Origin of the sequence: Halococcus sp. AFM35 (genome assembly GCF_051195015.1) — an archaeon.
Classification (GTDB): Archaea; Halobacteriota; Halobacteria; order Halobacteriales; family Halococcaceae; genus Halococcus.
In genome coordinates this window covers 38,345-56,314 of sequence record NZ_JBNTJU010000012.1, presented here as the reverse complement: position 1 = coordinate 56,314, position 17,970 = coordinate 38,345, and the positions used below count along the sequence as shown (strand labels likewise).

18 protein-coding genes and 1 pseudogene are annotated in these 17,970 nt (G+C 65.1%); 11 read left to right on the top strand and 8 right to left on the bottom strand.

Annotation, left to right across the window (positions count from 1 at the left end):
• Positions 1-145: 145 nt before the first annotated feature.
• From ACQUQO_RS10975 to ACQUQO_RS10955, 5 genes and pseudogenes are all read left to right on the top strand, one after another.
• Positions 146-430, top strand: coding sequence for a ribbon-helix-helix domain-containing protein (locus ACQUQO_RS10975; protein WP_435078054.1), 285 nt, complete (start codon positions 146-148; stop codon positions 428-430).
• Positions 423-706, top strand: a pseudogene (locus ACQUQO_RS10970) (type II toxin-antitoxin system RelE family toxin). The gene ACQUQO_RS10975 and the pseudogene ACQUQO_RS10970 overlap by 8 nt, the downstream one beginning before the upstream one ends.
• A gap of 154 nt (positions 707-860) precedes the next feature.
• On the top strand, positions 861-1,424 hold the full coding sequence (locus tag ACQUQO_RS10965; protein WP_435078053.1) for an NAD(P)/FAD-dependent oxidoreductase: 564 nt from the start codon (positions 861-863) through the stop codon (positions 1,422-1,424).
• Positions 1,425-1,466: 42 nt separating this feature from the next.
• Complete coding sequence (locus tag ACQUQO_RS10960) at positions 1,467-2,360, top strand: DMT family transporter (protein ID WP_435078052.1); 894 nt, start codon at positions 1,467-1,469, stop codon at positions 2,358-2,360.
• 320 nt (positions 2,361-2,680) lie between these two features.
• Complete coding sequence (locus tag ACQUQO_RS10955; RefSeq protein WP_435078051.1) at positions 2,681-3,322, top strand: DUF998 domain-containing protein; 642 nt, start codon at positions 2,681-2,683, stop codon at positions 3,320-3,322.
• Position 3,323: 1 nt separating this feature from the next.
• Here ACQUQO_RS10955 and ACQUQO_RS10950 read toward each other — a convergent pair whose 3' ends face one another.
• Both ACQUQO_RS10950 and ACQUQO_RS10945 read right to left on the bottom strand, forming a co-directional pair.
• Complete coding sequence (locus ACQUQO_RS10950; protein WP_435078050.1) at positions 3,324-3,827, bottom strand: gamma carbonic anhydrase family protein; 504 nt, start codon at positions 3,825-3,827, stop codon at positions 3,324-3,326.
• Between the two features lie 110 nt (positions 3,828-3,937).
• Positions 3,938-5,677 carry a choice-of-anchor I family protein gene (locus ACQUQO_RS10945; RefSeq protein WP_435078049.1) on the bottom strand — a complete coding sequence of 580 codons (1,740 nt, stop codon included), beginning with the start codon at positions 5,675-5,677 and terminating at the stop codon, positions 3,938-3,940.
• Positions 5,678-5,801: 124 nt separating this feature from the next.
• Here ACQUQO_RS10945 and ACQUQO_RS10940 point away from each other — a divergent pair, with 124 nt between their 5' ends.
• Entirely contained in the window at positions 5,802-6,605 is an 804-nt protein-coding gene (locus ACQUQO_RS10940; RefSeq protein WP_435078048.1) for a cyclase family protein, read from the top strand.
• Complete coding sequence (locus tag ACQUQO_RS10935) at positions 6,602-7,573, top strand: fumarylacetoacetate hydrolase family protein (RefSeq protein ID WP_435078047.1); 972 nt, start codon at positions 6,602-6,604, stop codon at positions 7,571-7,573. The genes ACQUQO_RS10940 and ACQUQO_RS10935 overlap by 4 nt, the downstream gene beginning before the upstream one ends.
• A gap of 23 nt (positions 7,574-7,596) precedes the next feature.
• Here ACQUQO_RS10935 and ACQUQO_RS10930 read toward each other — a convergent pair whose 3' ends face one another.
• Positions 7,597-7,737, bottom strand: coding sequence for a hypothetical protein (locus ACQUQO_RS10930; RefSeq protein ID WP_435078046.1), 141 nt, complete (start codon positions 7,735-7,737; stop codon positions 7,597-7,599).
• Between the two features lie 209 nt (positions 7,738-7,946).
• On the opposite strand from ACQUQO_RS10930, the gene ACQUQO_RS10925 reads away from it, so the two are divergent.
• Together ACQUQO_RS10925 and ACQUQO_RS10920 are read left to right on the top strand one after the other, a co-directional pair.
• Positions 7,947-8,528: a hypothetical protein gene (locus ACQUQO_RS10925; RefSeq protein ID WP_435078045.1), complete on the top strand. Its 582-nt coding sequence runs from the start codon at positions 7,947-7,949 to the stop codon at positions 8,526-8,528.
• 18 nt (positions 8,529-8,546) lie between these two features.
• Positions 8,547-9,938, top strand: a complete 1,392-nt coding sequence (locus tag ACQUQO_RS10920; RefSeq protein ID WP_435078044.1) for a cytochrome P450 — start codon at positions 8,547-8,549, stop codon at positions 9,936-9,938.
• Between the two features lie 77 nt (positions 9,939-10,015).
• Here the strand turns inward: ACQUQO_RS10920 and ACQUQO_RS10915 are convergent, their stop codons facing one another.
• Positions 10,016-10,903: a haloalkane dehalogenase gene (locus ACQUQO_RS10915; protein WP_435078043.1), complete on the bottom strand. Its 888-nt coding sequence runs from the start codon at positions 10,901-10,903 to the stop codon at positions 10,016-10,018.
• A 122-nt stretch (positions 10,904-11,025) separates the two neighbouring features.
• Between ACQUQO_RS10915 and ACQUQO_RS10910 the strand changes: the two genes are divergently transcribed.
• Positions 11,026-11,805, top strand: a complete 780-nt coding sequence (locus tag ACQUQO_RS10910; RefSeq protein ID WP_435078042.1) for an SDR family NAD(P)-dependent oxidoreductase — start codon at positions 11,026-11,028, stop codon at positions 11,803-11,805.
• Between the two features lies 1 nt (position 11,806).
• Here the strand turns inward: ACQUQO_RS10910 and ACQUQO_RS10905 are convergent, their stop codons facing one another.
• The 3 genes from ACQUQO_RS10905 to ACQUQO_RS10895 form a co-directional block, all read right to left on the bottom strand.
• The gene (locus ACQUQO_RS10905; RefSeq protein ID WP_435078040.1) at positions 11,807-12,973 is read right to left on the bottom strand and encodes an acyl-CoA dehydrogenase family protein; all 1,167 of its coding nucleotides are present in this window, start codon (positions 12,971-12,973) and stop codon (positions 11,807-11,809) included.
• Positions 12,974-13,077: 104 nt separating this feature from the next.
• Complete coding sequence (locus ACQUQO_RS10900) at positions 13,078-14,724, bottom strand: class I adenylate-forming enzyme family protein (RefSeq protein ID WP_435078038.1); 1,647 nt, start codon at positions 14,722-14,724, stop codon at positions 13,078-13,080.
• 56 nt (positions 14,725-14,780) lie between these two features.
• On the bottom strand, positions 14,781-15,746 hold the full coding sequence (locus ACQUQO_RS10895) for an MBL fold metallo-hydrolase (RefSeq protein ID WP_435078036.1): 966 nt from the start codon (positions 15,744-15,746) through the stop codon (positions 14,781-14,783).
• 108 nt (positions 15,747-15,854) lie between these two features.
• On the opposite strand from ACQUQO_RS10895, the gene ACQUQO_RS10890 reads away from it, so the two are divergent.
• Positions 15,855-17,555 carry an acyl-CoA carboxylase subunit beta gene (locus ACQUQO_RS10890; protein WP_435078034.1) on the top strand — a complete coding sequence of 567 codons (1,701 nt, stop codon included), beginning with the start codon at positions 15,855-15,857 and terminating at the stop codon, positions 17,553-17,555.
• Here the strand turns inward: ACQUQO_RS10890 and ACQUQO_RS10885 are convergent.
• The gene (locus ACQUQO_RS10885; protein WP_435078094.1) at positions 17,552-17,965 is read right to left on the bottom strand and encodes a GIY-YIG nuclease family protein; all 414 of its coding nucleotides are present in this window, start codon (positions 17,963-17,965) and stop codon (positions 17,552-17,554) included. The genes ACQUQO_RS10890 and ACQUQO_RS10885 overlap by 4 nt on opposite strands.
• Positions 17,966-17,970 lie beyond the last annotated feature (5 nt).

The following is a 17,970-nucleotide window of genomic DNA, read 5'->3' as shown; positions in this document are numbered from 1 at the left end:
GTACGCCCGAATAATTGCCATTGGTGCTACTTTTAATACGGGGGATGAACGCGGTTCGTATTTCGAGAAGCGGTGAAGTAGAGCGAACACGGAGGTACTGATTTCCACCGAAACGGTCTTGGTAAGACGGGCGTAATACAGAAGTATGTCCGAAGCAGCCACAGGGGATAACGGCGACGACGAGATAGTCACGGTAAATTTCAAAGTCACCCAGTCCTTCCTCGACGAGATAGACGGTACATGGCAGGGACGCGGCTTCAACAGCCGAAGCGAGTTCATCCGTTACACGCTGCGCGACGCCACCGAGTTCCCCACGTTCGACCGCGACGAACTCGTCGCGCTCCTCCAAGCGGAAGAGGACATCCGCGAGGGGCGGACGATGAGCGCCGAGGAGGCCCGCGAGAAGTTCGGGACGGACGGCGATGAGTGACGGCGAGTGGACGTGGGAACTCGCTCCGAAGGCCCAAGACGATCTCGCCGCGCTCGACCCTCACGAACGAGACCGGATACTCGATAAACTCGACGAAATCGCCGACTGCCGTGGCGCGACCCACCAGAGTATGGTGAACCACTCCAGAACAGTCCACGCAAGAAGGTACGTGTTGGAGAGTTCCGGCTCGCCGTGACGTTTCGTCGGAATGAACAACGCATGGCGGTTGCTCGAATCAAGCGCCGGGGTGGAGCGTACACTGCCGACGATGACTGATTGTACTCCGAGGAAAGCGGCAATGTAGGCAAAATCCGTAGCGTCAGTCCGAGACTTGAACAAGGTCGAACAGCGCGAATCCCGATAGGCAGCCACCGCCGCGCGGTCCCGCCAACGGACGATTTATCCCGGTCGCGGTCGTGGTCCGGCGTGTATGACAGATACCGATGTCGCGGTCGTTGGCGGCGGACCGGCCGGACTCAGCGCGGCGCTGTTCACATCGAAAAACGGTCTCGACACGATGACCTTCGACACCGACGAGACGTGGATGCACAAGGCCCACCTGTTCAACTACCTCGGCATCGAAAGCCAGGACGGCTCGGCGTTCATGGAGGACGCCCGCGAACAGGTCGAGGAGTTCGGCGTCGAGCGCCACCAAGGCACGCAGGTAACTGACGTCGAAGCAGACGAAAACGGCTTCACCGTCTCGACCGACGAGGGCGACCACGAGGCGAGTTACGTGATTCTGGCGACCGGTGCGAAGCGCGACCTCGCCGAGGAGTTGGGCTGCGAGTTCACCGACGAAGACGTGGTCGATGTCGACGTGGAGATGGAGACCAGCATCGACGACGCCTACGCCACCGGTGCGATGGTCCGCGCCGAGGAGTGGCAGGCGGTCATCGCGGCCGGCGACGGCGCGGCCGCAGCCTTGAACATCCTCACCAAGGAGAAGGGCGAGCACTTCCACGACTTCGACGTACCGGACAACGCGGAGTAGCCGAATCACAACCCGTAAGCGCGCGCTCGTCGTCGCGCCATCGTGAGCAACGCTCTCGGTCGTATCGAGCGCGCGACACCACCGCTCACGGCGCTCGCAGTTGCCGTTGTCGCCGTCAGCACTAGCGCCATCCTCGTGCGATACAGCTCCGCACCGAGCATCGTGAAGGCGTTCTACCGGGTGCTCTTCACCACGCTCCTGCTCGCGCCGTTGGCCGCTGCGCGCCACCGCGAGGCGTTCGGTCGTCTCACGAACCGGGACTGGCTCGTCGCGGGTGCGGGCGGGGTCGCGCTCGCGGTCCACTTCGCGTCGTGGTTCGAGAGCCTCGAATTCACCAGCGTCGCGGCGTCGGTCACCATCGTCCAGTCCCAAGTGCTGTTCGTCGCCGTTGGCGCGTCGTGGCTGCTCGCCGAGCACGTCACCCGGCGGACGCTCGCGGGGATGGCGCTCGCACTCGTCGGCATCGCGGTGCTGTCGGTCGGCGACTCCATTACGGGAGCGGTTTCCGGCCCGGCCCCACTCTATGGGAACGCCCTCGCACTCGTCGGCGCGGTCTGTGCGGCGGGCTACGTGCTCGCCGGGCGCTCGCTCCGCCAGCGAATCCCGCTGATTCCGTACGTCATCGTGGTCTATTCGGTCTGCACGGTCGTCCTGTTCGCGCTCACGCTTGCCGACGGCGCGGCGCTCGTTGACTATCCCGCGAGCGAGTGGCTCCTTTTTCTTGGGATGGCGGTCGGTCCCGGCATCTTCGGCCACACGGTATTGAACTGGGCGCTTGCCCACCTCGAATCGAGCGTCGTCAGCGTCTCGCTGCTCGGCGAGCCAATCGGCAGCGCGCTGCTCGCGCTCGTCCTGCTCGGTGAGGTGCCGAGCGTCATCACCGTCGTCGGCGGAGCGGTCATCCTCCTCGGCATCACCGTCACCGCACGGTCCTGACCGTCGGGCCGAACGGCCTGCGATAGCGGCGGCGCGCGATGAATCCGGCCGGAGGCCGGAGAGCGCGCGAGGGATGAACGAGTGAGCGACCAGAGAGAGCGAGCGAAGTGAATCGGCTGGGGAGGGTGTGACATGGTGCTGTGCGGTGATGGTAGCAGTCGAACCGCGAGCGACCGGAGGGAGCGAGCGGGAGTTTTCAGTCCAGGTTTTTGCGAGGAGTGGTTGGCGAGCCGAGCGGGACCGAAGGTCCCGCTGGCCGTGCGAACGGGCGGCGAAGCCGCCCGTGAGCAGACGAAACGAGCCAACCCGAGGAGTGAAAAGTGGGTGGCGGTAGGCTGAAGGGGCGACCGGTCGCGGTCTCGAACGGAATGGAAAATTCGACCGAACCCGTCGGCGCGACGAGAGCGAACAGAGCCGCCGCGGCGTTCGGGATGCTCTCGATTGTCGTTTCGCTTGGAGCAATCGGGGTGGCGATGCTGCTCTCGGTGCGATTCTCGATGGCGACGAGTGCGCTGTCGGACCTCGGGCGCGCTGGGTGGACCACGACGGCGGTGTTCAACGGTGGCCTTCTCGTGGCGGGGCTGCTCGCGCTGCCGCTCGGTATCGTACTCGCCAGAAACGCACGAACGCTGCTCCACGCCGCCGGGAGCGTCGCCTTCTCGCTTTCGGCGGTCTGCCTCTCGCTGGTCGGCGTGTTCGCACTGCCCGCCCCCGAGCACGGTCTCGTGGCAATCGGCTTCTTCCTCGCGTTCACCGTCGCGTTCGTTCTCTATGGCGCGGGCGACGTGCGCACCGGGGCGCGGGGCCGCGGTCTCGCAACGCTCGCGCTGGCGCTCGTGCATGTCCTCGGGTGGGTGGTGTGGCTCGGCGCGGGCACACCGGGCGGGCTGGCGATACCGGAACTCGTCGGCTCGGCGTGTCTCTCGGCGTGGGTGCTCGCCACGGCCGCGCGGCTGTGGTAGGTCAGTCGATGCGTTCGGCCGAGCGGTCGTGGCGCTTCGCCAGCTCGACGTAGTGCTCGCCCGCATGGGTCCACGGCGACTCGTCGACTTCCTTGCGGACTTCAGCGGGCGTGCCGGCGACGAGCGTGTTCGGCGGAATATCCATGCCTTCGGTGACGACGCTGCCCGCGGCCACGAGGCTCTCCCGTCCGACGTGTGCACCGTCGAGCACGGTCGCACCCATCCCGACCATCGCGCGCTCGCCGACCGTCGCCGCGTGGACGATGGCCGTGTGGCCGACGGTCGCGTGCGGGCCGATCTCACAGCCCTCGTGACAGACGGCGTTGTCCTGGACGTTCGCGCCCTCGCGGAGGACGATTGTGCCCGAATCGCCGCGTAGCGTGACGTTCGGCCAGACGCTGGCCTCGGCTTCGACGGTGACGTCGCCGATGACGACCGCCGATTCGTCGATGCGCGCCGACTCGTGGATGTTCGGTGTGGTGCCCTCGAACGAGCGGATAACCATGCACTTCGGCCGGCCCAGACACGGATAAACGTGCTTCGCGCCGAGGTGACCGTCGTTGGCGGCGCTTCGGACTCGCGTTCAGGACAACACTCTCGAACCGCGCTTCGTCTTCACCGGCGGTCTTCGTCCTCCGATTCGGTGGATGAACCGGTTTCCGCGAGCGTGCGGACCCGATAGAGCGTGGTCGTCCCGCTGAGTTCGTTTCCCACGGCAACGACTGGCTCGTCCACGGGACTGTCTGCCGCCGGGATGAATGTCACTCCTTCGGGACCGAGGTCGCCAGCGTCGCTCACGTCGGCTTCGCCGTCTTCAACATCGGCGAGCGGGTCGACCTCGAAGTTGCGATTGTTGATGTACTGGACGAACGACGGGTCGGTTGGCTCGGTGATGTCGTAGACGACGAGGCTGGCGATGCGTTCGAGACCCACAAACGCATACACACAGTCCCCGATACGTCCGACATCGACGCCTTCGGGTTCCGGCCCCTTCACCGTGCTCTGAGAATAGGGCGTGTTCCGGAGACCGTCGGTGTTGAAATACTCGGGGTGGTGCATCGCCGTGAGGAGTTCGAAGTCCGCCCCGCTGTCGGCGACGAGCGTGCCGTCCGTCCGCCAGATGGCGAACGACCGTCCGCCGAAGGCGTAGATGTCCTCGTGACGCCCGTCGCCGTCGATGTCGCCGAGGTGGGTCGTCGTGAGGAGGTTCCCGAGGTTCTCCGGACGCTGTAGGTCCTCGATAGTTTCGACGCCACTCACATTTTCGAGGTCGAACGCGTCGCGGTCGAGGGCCAGTTCACCCACTGTGGTGACCTCGCTGAACCCCTCGTAGTCGCGCATTCCACCCTCGTTTGCGGTGACCAGATACGTCTCGTCGTCGCCGGACTCCGTCCGGCTGCCCGAGGCGTCCCCCGACGCCTCGCTGTCCACTTCATAGGAGGTGATGGCGTCGGGCTGGTACATTCCATAGATGGGCCAGTTGCGGACCGTGAGTCGGTCGACGTCGCTCGCGTCGAGTTCGTTGCCGGTCGCGTCGTGGTCCTTGTAGCCAAAGGGGTGGATGTCGGTCACGGTTGCGGTTTCGATGTCCACGACGGCGAAGGCGTTGTTGACCTGCAACACGACGTAGGCGGTGGTGGAATCGGCCGAAACGGTGAGATACTCGGGTTCGAGGTCCACGGAGGCGCTCGCGTCAGGCCCGAACACCCGGACGCCGCGCTCGCGGAGTTCGTCCTCGCGGCCGTCGTAGGCGGTGAAATCGACCGACTCGACGGTCGCGTTCTCGATACCATCGCCGATGTCGATCAGGCTGACCGTCCCCGGCGGGTCGGTGGTGTAATCCTCGCTCGGCTCGCCCGAATCGGCCGTGAGGACCGTCTCGCCGTCGGGCGCGAACGTCACCATGTCCGGAACCGCGCCCACCTCGACCGTCGTCAGCGGCGTGTGTTCCGCAGCGTCGTAGAAGACGACTCGACCGTTCTCCTGCGAGGTCGCGGCGACCGTGGCGACCGCAAGCACGCTCGTCGCTCCTCCATCTTCGGCGGACGTGGCCGCTTCGGGTCGTTCGAGCGGAACGTCCTCCCGTAGAGCGATGTTCGTGACTTCGCCCGCGTCATCCCACACGTCGGCGAGAATCAGTCGGTCCACCCGTTCGGGAGTGTCCGGCGACGTTACATCGAGCACGTCGATGCCACCGACGTCTGCGTTCACGACGTACAGATGCCCGGTTCGGGCGCTGTGGGTGATGATCTCCGCGGCGTCCTCGTTGAACTGGCCCGACTCGTACCGGCCGACCTGTTCGAGGACGATACTGCTGTGCCCGTCCGTGCCCGGTGTCGTCGTGGAGTCACTCATCGTCCGTACTCACCCCGAAAATCCACGGGATATTGATTGTTTCTCCCGGTCGATACTCGAACCTCGGGTGTTCGACCCGGGGGACACGAAACTATACGGTCCCCGAAGCCGCGGTTGTGGGCGTATGCTCTCACTATCCGATACGCGAGTCATCGACCTGAGTCTTCCAATCGAACCGGGTGTGGCGAGCGAGCCGTGGCCAGCCGACATCGAACGCTTCGACCACGAGACGGGCGCGGACCTCCTCGCCGACGACCTCCACGACCTCGGCATCGAGGACGTGACGGGCGAGGACTTCCCCGACGGGATGGGACTTGCGTGGGAGGAAGTGCAGGCAATCACCCACACAGGAACCCATCTCGATGCGCCGTATCACTACGGTCCCACAGTCGGCAACGAACCCGCAAAAACCATCGAGGATGTGCCAATCGAGTGGTGCTGTGGCGATGCGGTCGTGCTCGATTTCACGTGGAAGGAGAGCGGAACCGAGATTACGCCCGACGAACTCGACGCCCAACTCGCAGACCTCGACCACTCGCTCTCGCCCGACGAAATCGTTCTCATTCACACCGGAGCGGACGAACTGTGGGGCACTCCCGAATACCTCACCGACTTTCCGGGCATGAGCGCGGCCGCGACGAACCATCTCACGGAGCAGGGCGTGCGGGTCATCGGCACGGACGCCTACGGCTTCGACAAACCCTTCGCGGAGATGGGGCGTCGGTACGTCGAAACCGAGAACCCGGAAGAACTCTGGCCGGCACACTTCGCTGGTCGCGAGGTCGAATACTGCCAGATAGAGAAGATGGCCAACCTCGATGCACTCCCGCGAAAAACGAACGTCCCGCTCGTGACGACGCCGGTCGCCATTGAAGGAGCGAGCGCCGGGTGGGTGCGGCCGGTCGCACTGTTCGAGAGGAAGGCATGAAACTCGCCACCTTCGAAGTCGATACGCCGCTCGGTCCCGTACGACGCGTCGGCATCCACACCGAATCGGGACTCATCGACGCGACGACAGGCTCTGCCTGCGTGTTCGAAGAACAAGGCGACGCCGCACCGGTCGAACTCGCTGAGGCCATCGTACCGCCGGAGATGCTCGCCGTTCTCGAACGCGGCGAGCGCGCCATCGAGACCGTCCGGGAAGTCGTCTCGTTCGTCGAGAGCGGCGGGCGCGAGCGCGGCCCGAACGGCGCGCGTGTCGTCTTCGACCCCACAGAGGTAGAGCTGCTGAGTCCGCTGCCGCGCCCGAACTCGTTGCGTGACTGCATGGCGTTCGAAGAACACGTCGAAAACACGATGGGCGAGGACGTGCCCGACGTCTGGTACGAACAACCCATCTACTACAAGGGCAACCCCGATTCGGTTTGTGGCACCGGCGAGACGGTTCTCTGGCCCGACACCTCGAATCTAATGGATTTCGAACTCGAACTCGCAGCGGTCATCGGGCGCGAGGGGCGCGACATCACAGTAGAGAAGGCCGACTCGTACATCGCGGGCTATACGATATTCAACGACTTCAGCGCGCGCGACGTGCAGGGCCGCGAGATGGAGGGGAACCTCGGACCGGCGAAGGGCAAGGACTTCGCCAACGCGCTCGGCCCGTATCTGGTGACGCCCGACTCCTTCGACGTCGAGGGCGCGACGATGACGGCCGAAGTCGACGGCGAGACGTGGTCGGAAGGCACGCCCGGCGCGATGGAGCACTCCTTTGCGGAGATCGTCGCCCACGTCTCGAAGGACGAGACGCTGCATCCCGGCGACGTCATCGGCAGCGGCACGGTCGGCGAGGGCTGTGGGCTGGAACTCGGGCGCTTCCTCGACGATGGCAATCGGGTCGCGCTCTCGGTCGAGGGTATCGGCACGCTCGAAAACCGGGTCGTGACGGACGAGGATTGACCGCCCGCGTTTCGCACTGGCGATTACGGCTCGACGACCGGCGTCTCGGATTCGTCGAGCGAGTCCGGCGTGTCGCGTCCGTCGAGCGCGTCCTCGATGGACGGTTCGAGGTCATCCATTTTCTTTGCGACGTGCTCATCGTCGCGCTCGTGAAACGCGGGCATCATTTCCTCGGGGAACTCATCGAGCCACGCTCATGTTCGACCACCCGTGTCCGTCATGCCACCCCCAGTTTCTCGCTCGCGGCCCAGTAGCTTCTGCACCGGATGAGTGGCTGTATAAATACCCGCTGATGCAACGGGATAGGCCCATTACAGAGTCGACACAACCGGACACAACGGTTCGGCCGCCGGGGCCGGGCACGAGGCCAATCATGTCACAGACGAACTTCGACGACCTCGAAGCGGTGTTCGAACAACCCGACGGGGAGTTCAAGGCGAACCTCCCGGAAGCGCTCGACGGCGCGGCGGAAAACATCGAACACCTCCTCGCGCTCCACCCCGACGCCTTCGAGACGCTCTCGACTCGGATGAGCACGCTCGACGACATCGGGACGGACGCAACCGAGGAACCCGGGACAGTCAGGGAATTTATTACTGTTCTCTGGGACGGTCTCTCGCTCGTCACCGAGATGGTGCCGGCAGTCAGTGAGGAAGTCACCGAGGAATACGCCGTCAACTGGAAGCCCACCCATTCGCCGGTGTCGTTTCACATGACAGCCGACCCCGAGACGGGCACGGTTGCGGGCGGGCTGGGGTTGCTCGACGACCCGGGAATCGGGTTCGAGCGCACGACCAACGTCATGTTCAGTATGCTCAACGACGACTCGTTCAACGCGACGCTCGCCTATGTGCAAAATCGCTACGAGGTCGTCGGCTCGCTCGAACGCGCGCGGAGCTTCAACGACATGATGGACACCGTCACCGAAAACACCGAGAACCTGAACCCGGAGTAACCGCCGACACCACAGTTCATGCCCCAGCAAAACACAGCCACGACGGACGCAAAGCCCATTCCCGGACCGAGCGAAACGGGGTTGCTCAAGCAGGCCGCCCGACTCCTCCGGGAGGACACGGCGACGATGTTGGAAGACCTCCGGCAACGCTACGGGCCAGTCGTCCGGCTACGGACACCGACCGACGGCACCGAGGCGTATCTGCTGGCCGAGCCGGCGTATGTCCAGCACGTCCTCGAATCGAATCAGGGAAATTATCGGAAGGCTGCGGTGTACCGCGACGAACTCGGCGAACTGTTCGGTCGCGGATTACTCACGAGCGAGGGCGACCACTGGAGCCGCCAGCACCGAACCATCCGGCCGATGTTCCGCTCGGACTCCGTGCGCTCGTTTGCCGATTTGGTTGCCGAACAGACCGACGCGATGCTCGATAGGTGGGCCAACCATGCAGCACGCGACGAGCCGATAGACCTGCTTGCCGAGATGGAGCGCGTAACCTTGCTCATCATCGGCAAGGCGATGTTCAGCACCGACATGGAGACCCACGCCGAGGACATCGCCGCGGCGCTCGACGTCTTGCGCACGGAGTTCCAGCGCCAGACGAACAGCGTCCGCCCCACCATCCCGGAGTGGCTCCCGACGCCGCACAACCGTCGGGTGAGCGTCGCGCGCGACGAATTAAATGGCATCGTCTACGATCTCATCGAGCAGCGCCGCGGACAGGCAGGAGAGTACGACGACCTGCTGTCGGCGCTCATGGCCGCCCGCGACGAGGAGACCGGCGAACGGATGGACGACGAGCAAATCCGCGACGAGATCATGACGTTCCTGCTCGCCGGTCACGAGACCACGGCGGCCGCGCTGACGTGGACGTGGTATCTGCTGGCGCGAAATCCCGCGGTCCACGAGGAACTCCACGAGCAGATTACGACAGCGTCGGGCAGGAGGGATGCGCCGTTCTCGTTCGGCGGCGACGACCCCACCTACGCGAAACGATGCGTGCAGGAGGCAATGAGAATCTACCCGCCGGTGCCGGTCTTCGTCCGCGAGGCGCGCGAGACCGACACCATCGACGGGTACGAAATCCCCGCCGGAAGCGAGGTGCTCCTCAGCCAGTACGTCATCCACCGCGACCCCGACCTCTGGGACGACCCATCGAGATTCCGGCCCGAGCGGTTCGCGGCCAGGACCGACGAAGACCGTCCACGATACAGCTACTTCCCCTTCGGCGGTGGCAGACGGATATGCATCGGTCGGCAGTTCGCGCTGATGGAGGACCAGATCGTCCTCTCGCGCGCGGTCGGGCGCTACCGCCTCGACCTTCGCTCGCCGAGGACGGAGCCGGGTGTGGATTCGGCGGTGACGATGGTGCCGGACGAACCCATCGAGATGCGTGTCACCGAGTGGTAGCCGCGGCGACGGTCGATGGGGTATGCGGCTCCGGAATCCACCGCTGACCCGAAAACGTGTGGGCGAGCGCCCCGCAGTTATCGCGTCCGCTCGACGAAATCGACGATTTCCGCGGCTATCGCCTCGCCGGCGTCCTCCTGGAGGAAATGCATCGCCTCGGCGACCCAGACGTCGGGTTGGTCGCTCGCGGTCGGAATCAGGTTCCGAAGCGGGTCGCGGTTCGGACCGGTGATCGGGTCCGAATCGGCGAAGAGGACGAAGGCCGGTTTCTCCCATTCGGAAAGTCGTTCTGCGGCTGCCTGCGTGGTTTCCGCGCCGTCGCCGCCGCCCTGCCGAGGCACCATGTCGGGCCAGACCCGTGCACCGGCCTTGTGCTCCTCCGTGGGGAACGGGGCCTCGTAGGCCGCGAGCGTTTCACCCCCGAGTTCGGTCGCCGTGGCGTTCTGGATGAGCATCCCAATCGGAAGTTCGTCGACACGCTCGACGAAATCGCGGAACTGCTCCCATGCGTCGGGCATCTCTTGGTTCCCGCTCGGAATCCCGGTATTCATCGGTACGAGGCGCGCGAAGCGTTCGGGGTGATGGCCCGCGACCGACAGCCCGAGAATGCCACCCCAGTCCTGACAGACCAGCGTGATGTCGTCGAGGTCGAGCGCCTCGATGAACGCGACGAGGGAATCGTAGTGCATCGAAAAGGAGTACTCCTCGGGGTCGTCGTACTTCTCGGAGCGGCCGAAGCCGACGAAATCGGGAACGACGACCCGTCCCTCTTCTGCGAGCGTCGGGACCATCTTCCGGTAGAGATACCCCCATGTCGGCTCGCCGTGGAGACAGAGAAACGTCTCCTCGCCGCTGCCCTCGTCGACATAGGCCATCTCCGGCCCGCCGACGTCGACGTACTGTGGCTCGTAGGGGTAGCCCTCGATATCGGCGAATCGCTCCGCGGGAGTGTGAACGAGTCCCATCGCGCCAGTCTATCAGGACCGACCACAAGTGCGTTGTCCCCGTTCGCCATCGCGGTATGAGCCCGCGGTGAAAATCTGCCGCGAAGACGATACCTATCGGTGTGTCGTGCGAGCGTTTCCTCATGCCCTCGGATCGGGAGCCGGCACTCATCACGGGTGCGTCGGCGGGCATCGGCCGGGCGCTCGCCGCGCGCTTCGCCAGGGCCGGCCACGACGTGGTGCTCGTCGCTCGCCGCGAGGAAAAGCTCCGAGCGCTCGCCGATTCGCTCGAAGACCGATACGACATCGCGGCCTCGGTCGTCGTGCAGGACCTCGCCGAACCCAGAGGACCCGAACAGCTGTACGAGACGGTGACCGAGCGCGGTCTCGACGTCGGCGTGCTCGTGAACAACGTCGGCATCGCCACGCAGGGGACGTTCACCGACATCGACCCCGGCCGCGAGCGCGACCAGCTCCGTCTCGACGTCGAGACGCCCACGGTCCTCTCGAAACTGTTCGGCCGCGAGATGGTCGCACGCGGCCGTGGGAAGATCCTCAACGTGGCGTCGAGTGCGGCGTTTCAACCGGGTCCGTTCATGGCCGTCTATTACGCCTCGAAGGCCTACGTGCTCTCGTTTTCGGAGGCCATCGCCGAGGAACTCCGCGAGGACGGAGTGACGGTGTCGGTGCTCTGTCCCGGTCCGGTCGATACCGAATTTCAGGAACGGGCGTCGATGGCCGACACGCCGCTCGGCAGCGGCCCGATGCAGGACGTCGAGAGCGTGGCCGACGCCGGCTACGAGGGGGTGATGGTCGGCGAGACCGTCATCGTCCCGGGCTATGGCTACAAACTGCTCTGGCATACAGTCGGAGTAATGCCACGCCCGCTCGTTCGCAAGACCGCGCGTTGGCTGAACGAGTGAGTCAGTACGACCGCGGCAGCCCGAGGTGGTGTTCGGCGATGAAGTTCTTGACCATCTCGTTCGAGACGGGTGCGGTCTGAGTCAGGCGAGCGTTCTGCCAGAGGTCATACACTTCGTATTCGGGCGTGAACCCGTTGCCACCGTGGGTCTGGATGGCTTGGGAGGCCGCTTCGGTGGCGAACTCGCTCGTCAACAGTTTGGCGGCGTTTGCCTCCATCCCGCAGTCCTCGCCGTCGTCCCACTTGGCGGCGGCATCGTAGGTGAGCTGCTGGGCGGCGGTGAGTTTGGCGTAGTACTCCGCCAGCGGGTGCTGGATTCCCTGATGGGCACCGATTGGCTGGCCGAAGACGTCCCTGTCCTTGGCGTACTCGACCGCGAGGTCAATGGCGCGCAGCCCGCCCCCCAGAGCGCTCGCCGCGCCGCCGATGCGTTCGGTGTTCAGCGTGTCGAAGAGGAGATAGAGTCCCCCATCTTCGGTCCCGAGGATGCGGTCCTCGTGAACCCGCAGTCCGTCGATGTCGACCTGATACTGGGTCTCGAACCACGGCACGGTGGTCTCCACGGGAGTGAGCGAGATGTCGTCCTGCTCGGCCGGTTCCGGGACCAGAAACATCGAGACCCCATGAGTGGGGTTCGAGCGGTCGAATTCTGACGTGCGCGCGATGAGTAGCATCTCGTCGGCGTTCTCGACACCGCTGATGAACGTCTTCTGCCCGTCGAGGACGAACTCATCCCCATCGCGCTCGGCCTCGGTCTCGATATTGAGCGTGTTCGTGCCCGCACGCGACTCGGTCAGCCCCATGCAGAACCGCATCTCGCCGTTTGCGATCTTCGGGAGGTACGTCTCCTTTTGGGCCTCCGTCCCGTGACGCTCGATACCGATACCACCGAAGACCGGTGTGAGGACGAAGATGATTCCTCCTTGGCCGCCGCCCCGGGAGAGCTCCTCGATGACGATGGCCATCTCCAACATGCCCATCCCCTCGCCGCCGTACTCTTCGGGGATGGCGACGCCGAGCCAGCCGTTGTCCGCGAGGTCCTGCCAGTATTCCTCGGGAAATTCCTTGTTGTTGACGCATTCGCGCCAGTATTCGGCGTCGTACTGGGCGGCGATGTCCCGCGTCGCCTCACGAATCATCCCGTGCATCTCCGTCTCGAAGGCGGCCATGCACACTGTGAGCGTCCACCGAACATAGTAATTGTGCCGGTCATCGAAGGCCGAATCGGGCGGGCGGCTTGTTCCGACCCTCCGCTGTGGCTGCCGCCGCAGTCTCAGAGTTCCTCGGCAGTCGATTGCAGCGGCTCGGAAAGGCGTTCGTCGGCGTCCGCTTCGAGTTTGTATCGCTGGACTTTCTGGGTCGCGCTCCGCGGGAGTTCCTCGACGAAGAACACCCGTCGCGGGTGGGCGTAGCTCGCCACGCGCTCCAGCGCGAACCGCCGGAGGGCCTCCTCGGTGAGGTCGGTCCCCGCCTCGGGGACGACGAACGCGACCGGGGCCTCGCCCTTCACATCGTGGGGTGCGGCCACCACGGCGGCCTCGGCCACGTCGGGGTGAGCGTAGAGGGCGTCCTCGACCTCGGCAGGATAGACGTTCTCGCCACCGACGATGAGCATGTCGTCGGCGCGGTCGACCATCCAGAAGTACCCATCCGCGTCGACGCGCGCGATGTCCTCGGTGTAGAACCAGCCCTCGTCGTCGAAGACTTCACTGTTCTTTTCGGGCCGTTCGTAGTACCCCTCGAACACCTGTGGGCCACGGACGGCGATTTCACCGGTGACGCGCTCGTGGTCTTCGAAGTCGATGTCCGGATTGGCGAACGGCGTGAGGTCGTCGGGCGCGACGAGCGTCTCCCTCGTTTCGGGGTCGACGAGTTCGAGGTCGATATTGGGCACTGGCGGCCCGATACAGCCCGCCGTCTTGCGCACCCCACGGGAAGGTTCTGTCGTGCCCGCGGGCGCGGTCTCGGTCATCCCCCAGCCCTCGGTCATCGGCACGTTCCACGCCTCCTCGATCTCCCGGCGGGTCGAATCGGCCAGCGGTGCGGCCGCACAGACCACGTTTTCGAGCGAGGAGAGGTCGTAGTCGTCGGGCTGCTGTCGGTATTCCCGAAACATCATCGTGTACATCGCGGGCACGCCAGCGAACTGCGTAATCGAGTGCTCGGCGATGGCCGAGAGCATCGGTTCGGCCTCCGGTTGGGGCTGGAGCACCATCGTCGCGCCCGTATAGAGGAACGTGCCCATGACCGCGTTCAGCGCGTAGATGTGGAACAGGGGAAGCACGAGCAGAATCGAGTCCTCGGCATCGACGTTGAGACCGCCCGTGTCGTACGATTCGATTGTCGAGAGGAGGTTCTCGTGGCTCAACAGCACGCCCTTCGGCTTGCCGGTCGTTCCGGAAGTATAGGGCTGGCAGGCCACGTCGTCGAACGCACGGTCGGGACCATCGAACTCGCTGCTGGCCGCGTCGAGTTCGTGAGAGTAGTTGACGACGCCATCCTCGGCAACGCCCGGCAGAAAGGTCGTTTCCACGCCAGCAGCATCGGCCAGCCCCGTCGCCTCCTCGGCGAGCAGCGGCGAGGCGATCATCGTATCGACGTCCGCATCATCGAGGACGAACGCGAGCGTCTCGGGGTCCATCCGCAGGTTGAGCGGAATCGGCACCGCGCCCGCACGGATGACGCCGAAGTACGCACTCGGGAACTGGAGCGTGTTCGGGATGAACAGCCCAACGCGCTCGCCCGGTTCGATGCCGTGCTCCCCGAGGACGTTCGCCACTCGGTTCGCCTCGTCGTCGAGTTCCGCGAAGGACTGTTCTTGCCCGAAGGCGACGAACGCGGTCTTTTCGCCGTAGCGATGGGCAGCCATCGCCGGGAGGTCGCCCATCTGTCGAAGGGGGCCGCCGTCGTGATACTCCATGCTATACGCCAACACGTATTTGCCGGCTGTATTAAGTGTTGGTGCGTCGGTGGCGACTACCGCGTGTAGCGGGCGACGCCATCGACGAGTTCCGCCTCGATTCGACCGGCGGCTTCGAGATGGGCGAGCGCCGCGACCACCTCGGGCAGGATGTAGGTGGTGTCGTTTGCACCGGCTCGCTGGTCGGCGATGTCGGCGGCCGTCCGGGATTCGTCGAGCGCTTCGACCGTGCGGTCGAGCATCCGGTCGAGGCTTCGGCGGTCGCGCTCGATGACGCGCCCGAAGTCGGTGTGAACGGGACCGTGACCGGGATAGACGCGGTCGGGGTCGAGCGAGGCGAGTCGGTCGAGCGCCTCGTAGAACGCTTCGATGGCCTCCTCGACACCGCTGTCGAGACCGGTATGGAGGGTCACAGGACGGAAGGGCTCGATGGCCATGTCGCCGGCAACGAGTGCGCGCTCCTCGCCCCGGTCGACGAAAAAACAGCAGTGGTCGGCCTGATGGCCGGGCGTGTGAATCGCCCCGACTGGCGTGCCGCCGATGTCGAGCGTTTCACCGTCCTCGACCCAGATATCGACCGATTCCGGCGGGAGGAGGTCACGATTTCGTTCGAGCGACTCGACGGCCTTTTCGATAGCACTGTCGCGGTCGTCACCGGTGAGACCCGCCCGCGTCGCGTTCTCGCGGACGGCAGCCGCGAGGTCCTCCGTGTCGCGCCCAAACCGCTCGCGGACGCCGGCAGGCGCGTACACTGTGGGGTCGGCCGTCACCATGACGGTCCGGGCCTGTCCGATGTGGTCGACGTGTGGGTGGGTGAGGACGAACTGTTCGATGTCCGCGAGGTCGTAGTCGATGGCCGCGAGTGCCTCCCGAAGCCGTCGTTCGGCATCGCTACCCGGCATCCCGGCATCGATGAGCGTCGGCCGCTCGCAGTCGATGAGGTAGCTCGCCACGTGGCCGGGTGGCCAGTCGACGTCGAATTCGATGCGGTGGACGGGCACCGCCCGCTCGCGCTGGGCCATTACCGCCGAGAGTCGCGTGGTGCGAATAAGCGTAACGCCCCTGATTCGAGACGTGATACCTCGAATACGGCGCAGTAGTTTGAAAGCATGGGGGTGAGAGACAGGGGTATGGAAGTCGACGTCGGCGAGGACATCGACGACGAGACCGCCCGCGTCATCGCTACCGCGGTTGCGGAACACCTCGGCCGGTCGGTCGAAATCGTCGCCGAGGGCGAGCGGGTCGCCGATGCCGGCGAGGGCGACTGGGACGAGGCCGGCACGGTGATAACCGACCGCGAGCAGCGTCTGCGGGACGACATCGAGAGCATCCTCGGCGGCGGTCCCGAACGGGGTCACGAGAAAATCGAGGAGTTGGGCAAGGCCTTCGTCCGCGACCGCCTCGACATGGTGTTCGACCGGATCGAGTACGAGGACGGCACCTTCGCCCGCCACAGCGACGATGACGACCTCGCTGCCGACGGCCTGCTCACCGGTATCGGAACCATCGACGGCCGCCGGGTGGCGTTCACCGCGAACGACTATACCGTGAAGGCGGGCTCGCTCGGCCGCGAAGGCATCGAGAAGGTCATCCGCATCGAGGAGCGCGCGATGGACCTCGAAATTCCAATGGTCCGCCTCATCGATTCGACGGGCGCGCGGCTCAACGCCGACGAACGCGAGCCGGGCGACACCCACATGGACCGCTACCACGGCGGGAAGATGTTCTACAACCAGTGTCGGCTCTCGGGACAGGTCCCCCAAATCGGCGTCCTGTACGGACCGGACATCGCCGGCTCGGCGTATACCCCTGTGTTCTGTGATTTTCTGATTATGGTCGAGGACATCTCCGGGATGGCAATCGCCTCACCGCGCATCGTGGAGGCGATGACCGGCGAATCCGTGGACATGCAGGACCTCGGCGGACCGGACGTCCACGCGACCCAGAGCGGGAGCGCCGACCTCGTGGTCGAAGACGAGGAACGCGCCGCCGAGAAGGCGCGGGAAATACTCTCGTATCTCCCGCAGAACTACGCCGAGAAATCGCCCGAGTGCACGCCGAAAGCGCCGCTCAAGAACCCGAAGGGTCTCGATGGCGTCATTCCCGAAGCACCCAACAGGGCCTACGACGTCCACGAGACCATCGACCGCCTCGTCGACAGGGAGTCGTTTTTCGAATGCAAGCCCAGATTCGCACCCGAACTCGTGACGGGGTTTGCACGCATCGACGGACGACCAGTCGGCATCGTCGCCAACCAGCCAGACCACATCAGCGGGGCCATCTTCCCCGATTCTGCCGACAAGGGCGCGGGGTTCGTCTGGACCTGCGACGCCTACAACATCCCGCTGGTCTATCTGTGCGATACGCCCGGATTCATGATCGGCTCGCAGGTCGAACGCGAGGGCGTCCTCCGGAAAGGGCGAAAGTTCATCTACGCGACCTCCAACGCGCAGGTCCCGAAGTTCTGCGTCATCACCAGAAAGGCCTACGGCGCTGGCATCTACGCGATGTGCGGTCCCGCCTTCGGCCCGGACGCGACGCTCGCGCTTCCGAGTGCGGAAATCTCGGTGATGGGTCCCGATGCCGCGGTTCACGCCCTCTTCGGCGACCAGATAGCCGACATGGACGGCGAGACGCGCGAGCAGTTCATCGAGAGTGCGAAAGCGGAGTTCGAGAAGTACGTCGACATCGAGGCCCAAGCCTCGAACATGGAGGTCGACGAACTCGTTCCGGCCGGCGACCTGCGCGAGCAACTGGAGGCGCGCCTCGCGACGTTCGCCACCAAACGCCGGGACGAGCGGCCCCGCCACCACGGCACCGTGCTGTTCTAAGGCGCGAACGCTCGGTGTGCGCCCCGTACCGCCCGCCACAGCCGCCCCCGGTCGGTATCGAAGGCCAGATACGACTCGCATTCACAATCCGAGGCACCGAAGCCCGCCACCGGTTGGCCGGGGAGCGCGCCGGCGACCGCACATTCGACCTCGGCGTCGGCCGTCCGCGCAACCGCCGCGATACGACTCGTGGGATGGCCGAGCAAGTAGTCGATATGCCAGTGGCGGGTGTCGTTCTCGCCGGCGGCGACCGCTCGGTGGCGCTCGATGCGGACGAATCCGCCGGAGCCGAGCGCACTGCCGGTGTAGGCGTACCAGCCCTGTTCGAAGTCATGTTCGCCGAGCGCACCGACGATGATGTCGGCTCGTTCGGACAACTCGACGAACAGGGTGTACGTTCCGCCGGGCATGGTCC

Excerpts from the sequence above, each read along its gene's own strand:
- ACQUQO_RS10950 (WP_435078050.1), bottom strand. The coding sequence starts at position 3,827 with ATGGTTATCCGCTCGTTCGAGGGCACCACACCGAACATCCACGAGTCG.
- ACQUQO_RS10940 (WP_435078048.1), top strand. The coding sequence starts at position 5,802 with ATGCTCTCACTATCCGATACGCGAGTCATCGACCTGAGTCTTCCAATC.
- ACQUQO_RS10965 (WP_435078053.1), top strand. The coding sequence starts at position 861 with ATGACAGATACCGATGTCGCGGTCGTTGGCGGCGGACCGGCCGGACTC.
- ACQUQO_RS10905 (WP_435078040.1), bottom strand. The coding sequence starts at position 12,973 with ATGGCCGCCTTCGAGACGGAGATGCACGGGATGATTCGTGAGGCGACG.
- ACQUQO_RS10885 (WP_435078094.1), bottom strand. The coding sequence starts at position 17,965 with ATGCCCGGCGGAACGTACACCCTGTTCGTCGAGTTGTCCGAACGAGCC.
- ACQUQO_RS10945 (WP_435078049.1), bottom strand. The coding sequence starts at position 5,677 with ATGAGTGACTCCACGACGACACCGGGCACGGACGGGCACAGCAGTATC.
- ACQUQO_RS10975 (WP_435078054.1), top strand. The coding sequence starts at position 146 with ATGTCCGAAGCAGCCACAGGGGATAACGGCGACGACGAGATAGTCACG.
- ACQUQO_RS10935 (WP_435078047.1), top strand. The coding sequence starts at position 6,602 with ATGAAACTCGCCACCTTCGAAGTCGATACGCCGCTCGGTCCCGTACGA.
- ACQUQO_RS10915 (WP_435078043.1), bottom strand. The coding sequence starts at position 10,903 with ATGGGACTCGTTCACACTCCCGCGGAGCGATTCGCCGATATCGAGGGC.
- ACQUQO_RS10895 (WP_435078036.1), bottom strand. The coding sequence starts at position 15,746 with ATGGCCCAGCGCGAGCGGGCGGTGCCCGTCCACCGCATCGAATTCGAC.
- ACQUQO_RS10930 (WP_435078046.1), bottom strand. The coding sequence starts at position 7,737 with ATGCCCGCGTTTCACGAGCGCGACGATGAGCACGTCGCAAAGAAAATG.
- ACQUQO_RS10900 (WP_435078038.1), bottom strand. The coding sequence starts at position 14,724 with ATGGAGTATCACGACGGCGGCCCCCTTCGACAGATGGGCGACCTCCCG.
- ACQUQO_RS10920 (WP_435078044.1), top strand. The coding sequence starts at position 8,547 with ATGCCCCAGCAAAACACAGCCACGACGGACGCAAAGCCCATTCCCGGA.
- ACQUQO_RS10910 (WP_435078042.1), top strand. The coding sequence starts at position 11,026 with ATGCCCTCGGATCGGGAGCCGGCACTCATCACGGGTGCGTCGGCGGGC.
- ACQUQO_RS10890 (WP_435078034.1), top strand. The coding sequence starts at position 15,855 with ATGGAAGTCGACGTCGGCGAGGACATCGACGACGAGACCGCCCGCGTC.
- ACQUQO_RS10925 (WP_435078045.1), top strand. The coding sequence starts at position 7,947 with ATGTCACAGACGAACTTCGACGACCTCGAAGCGGTGTTCGAACAACCC.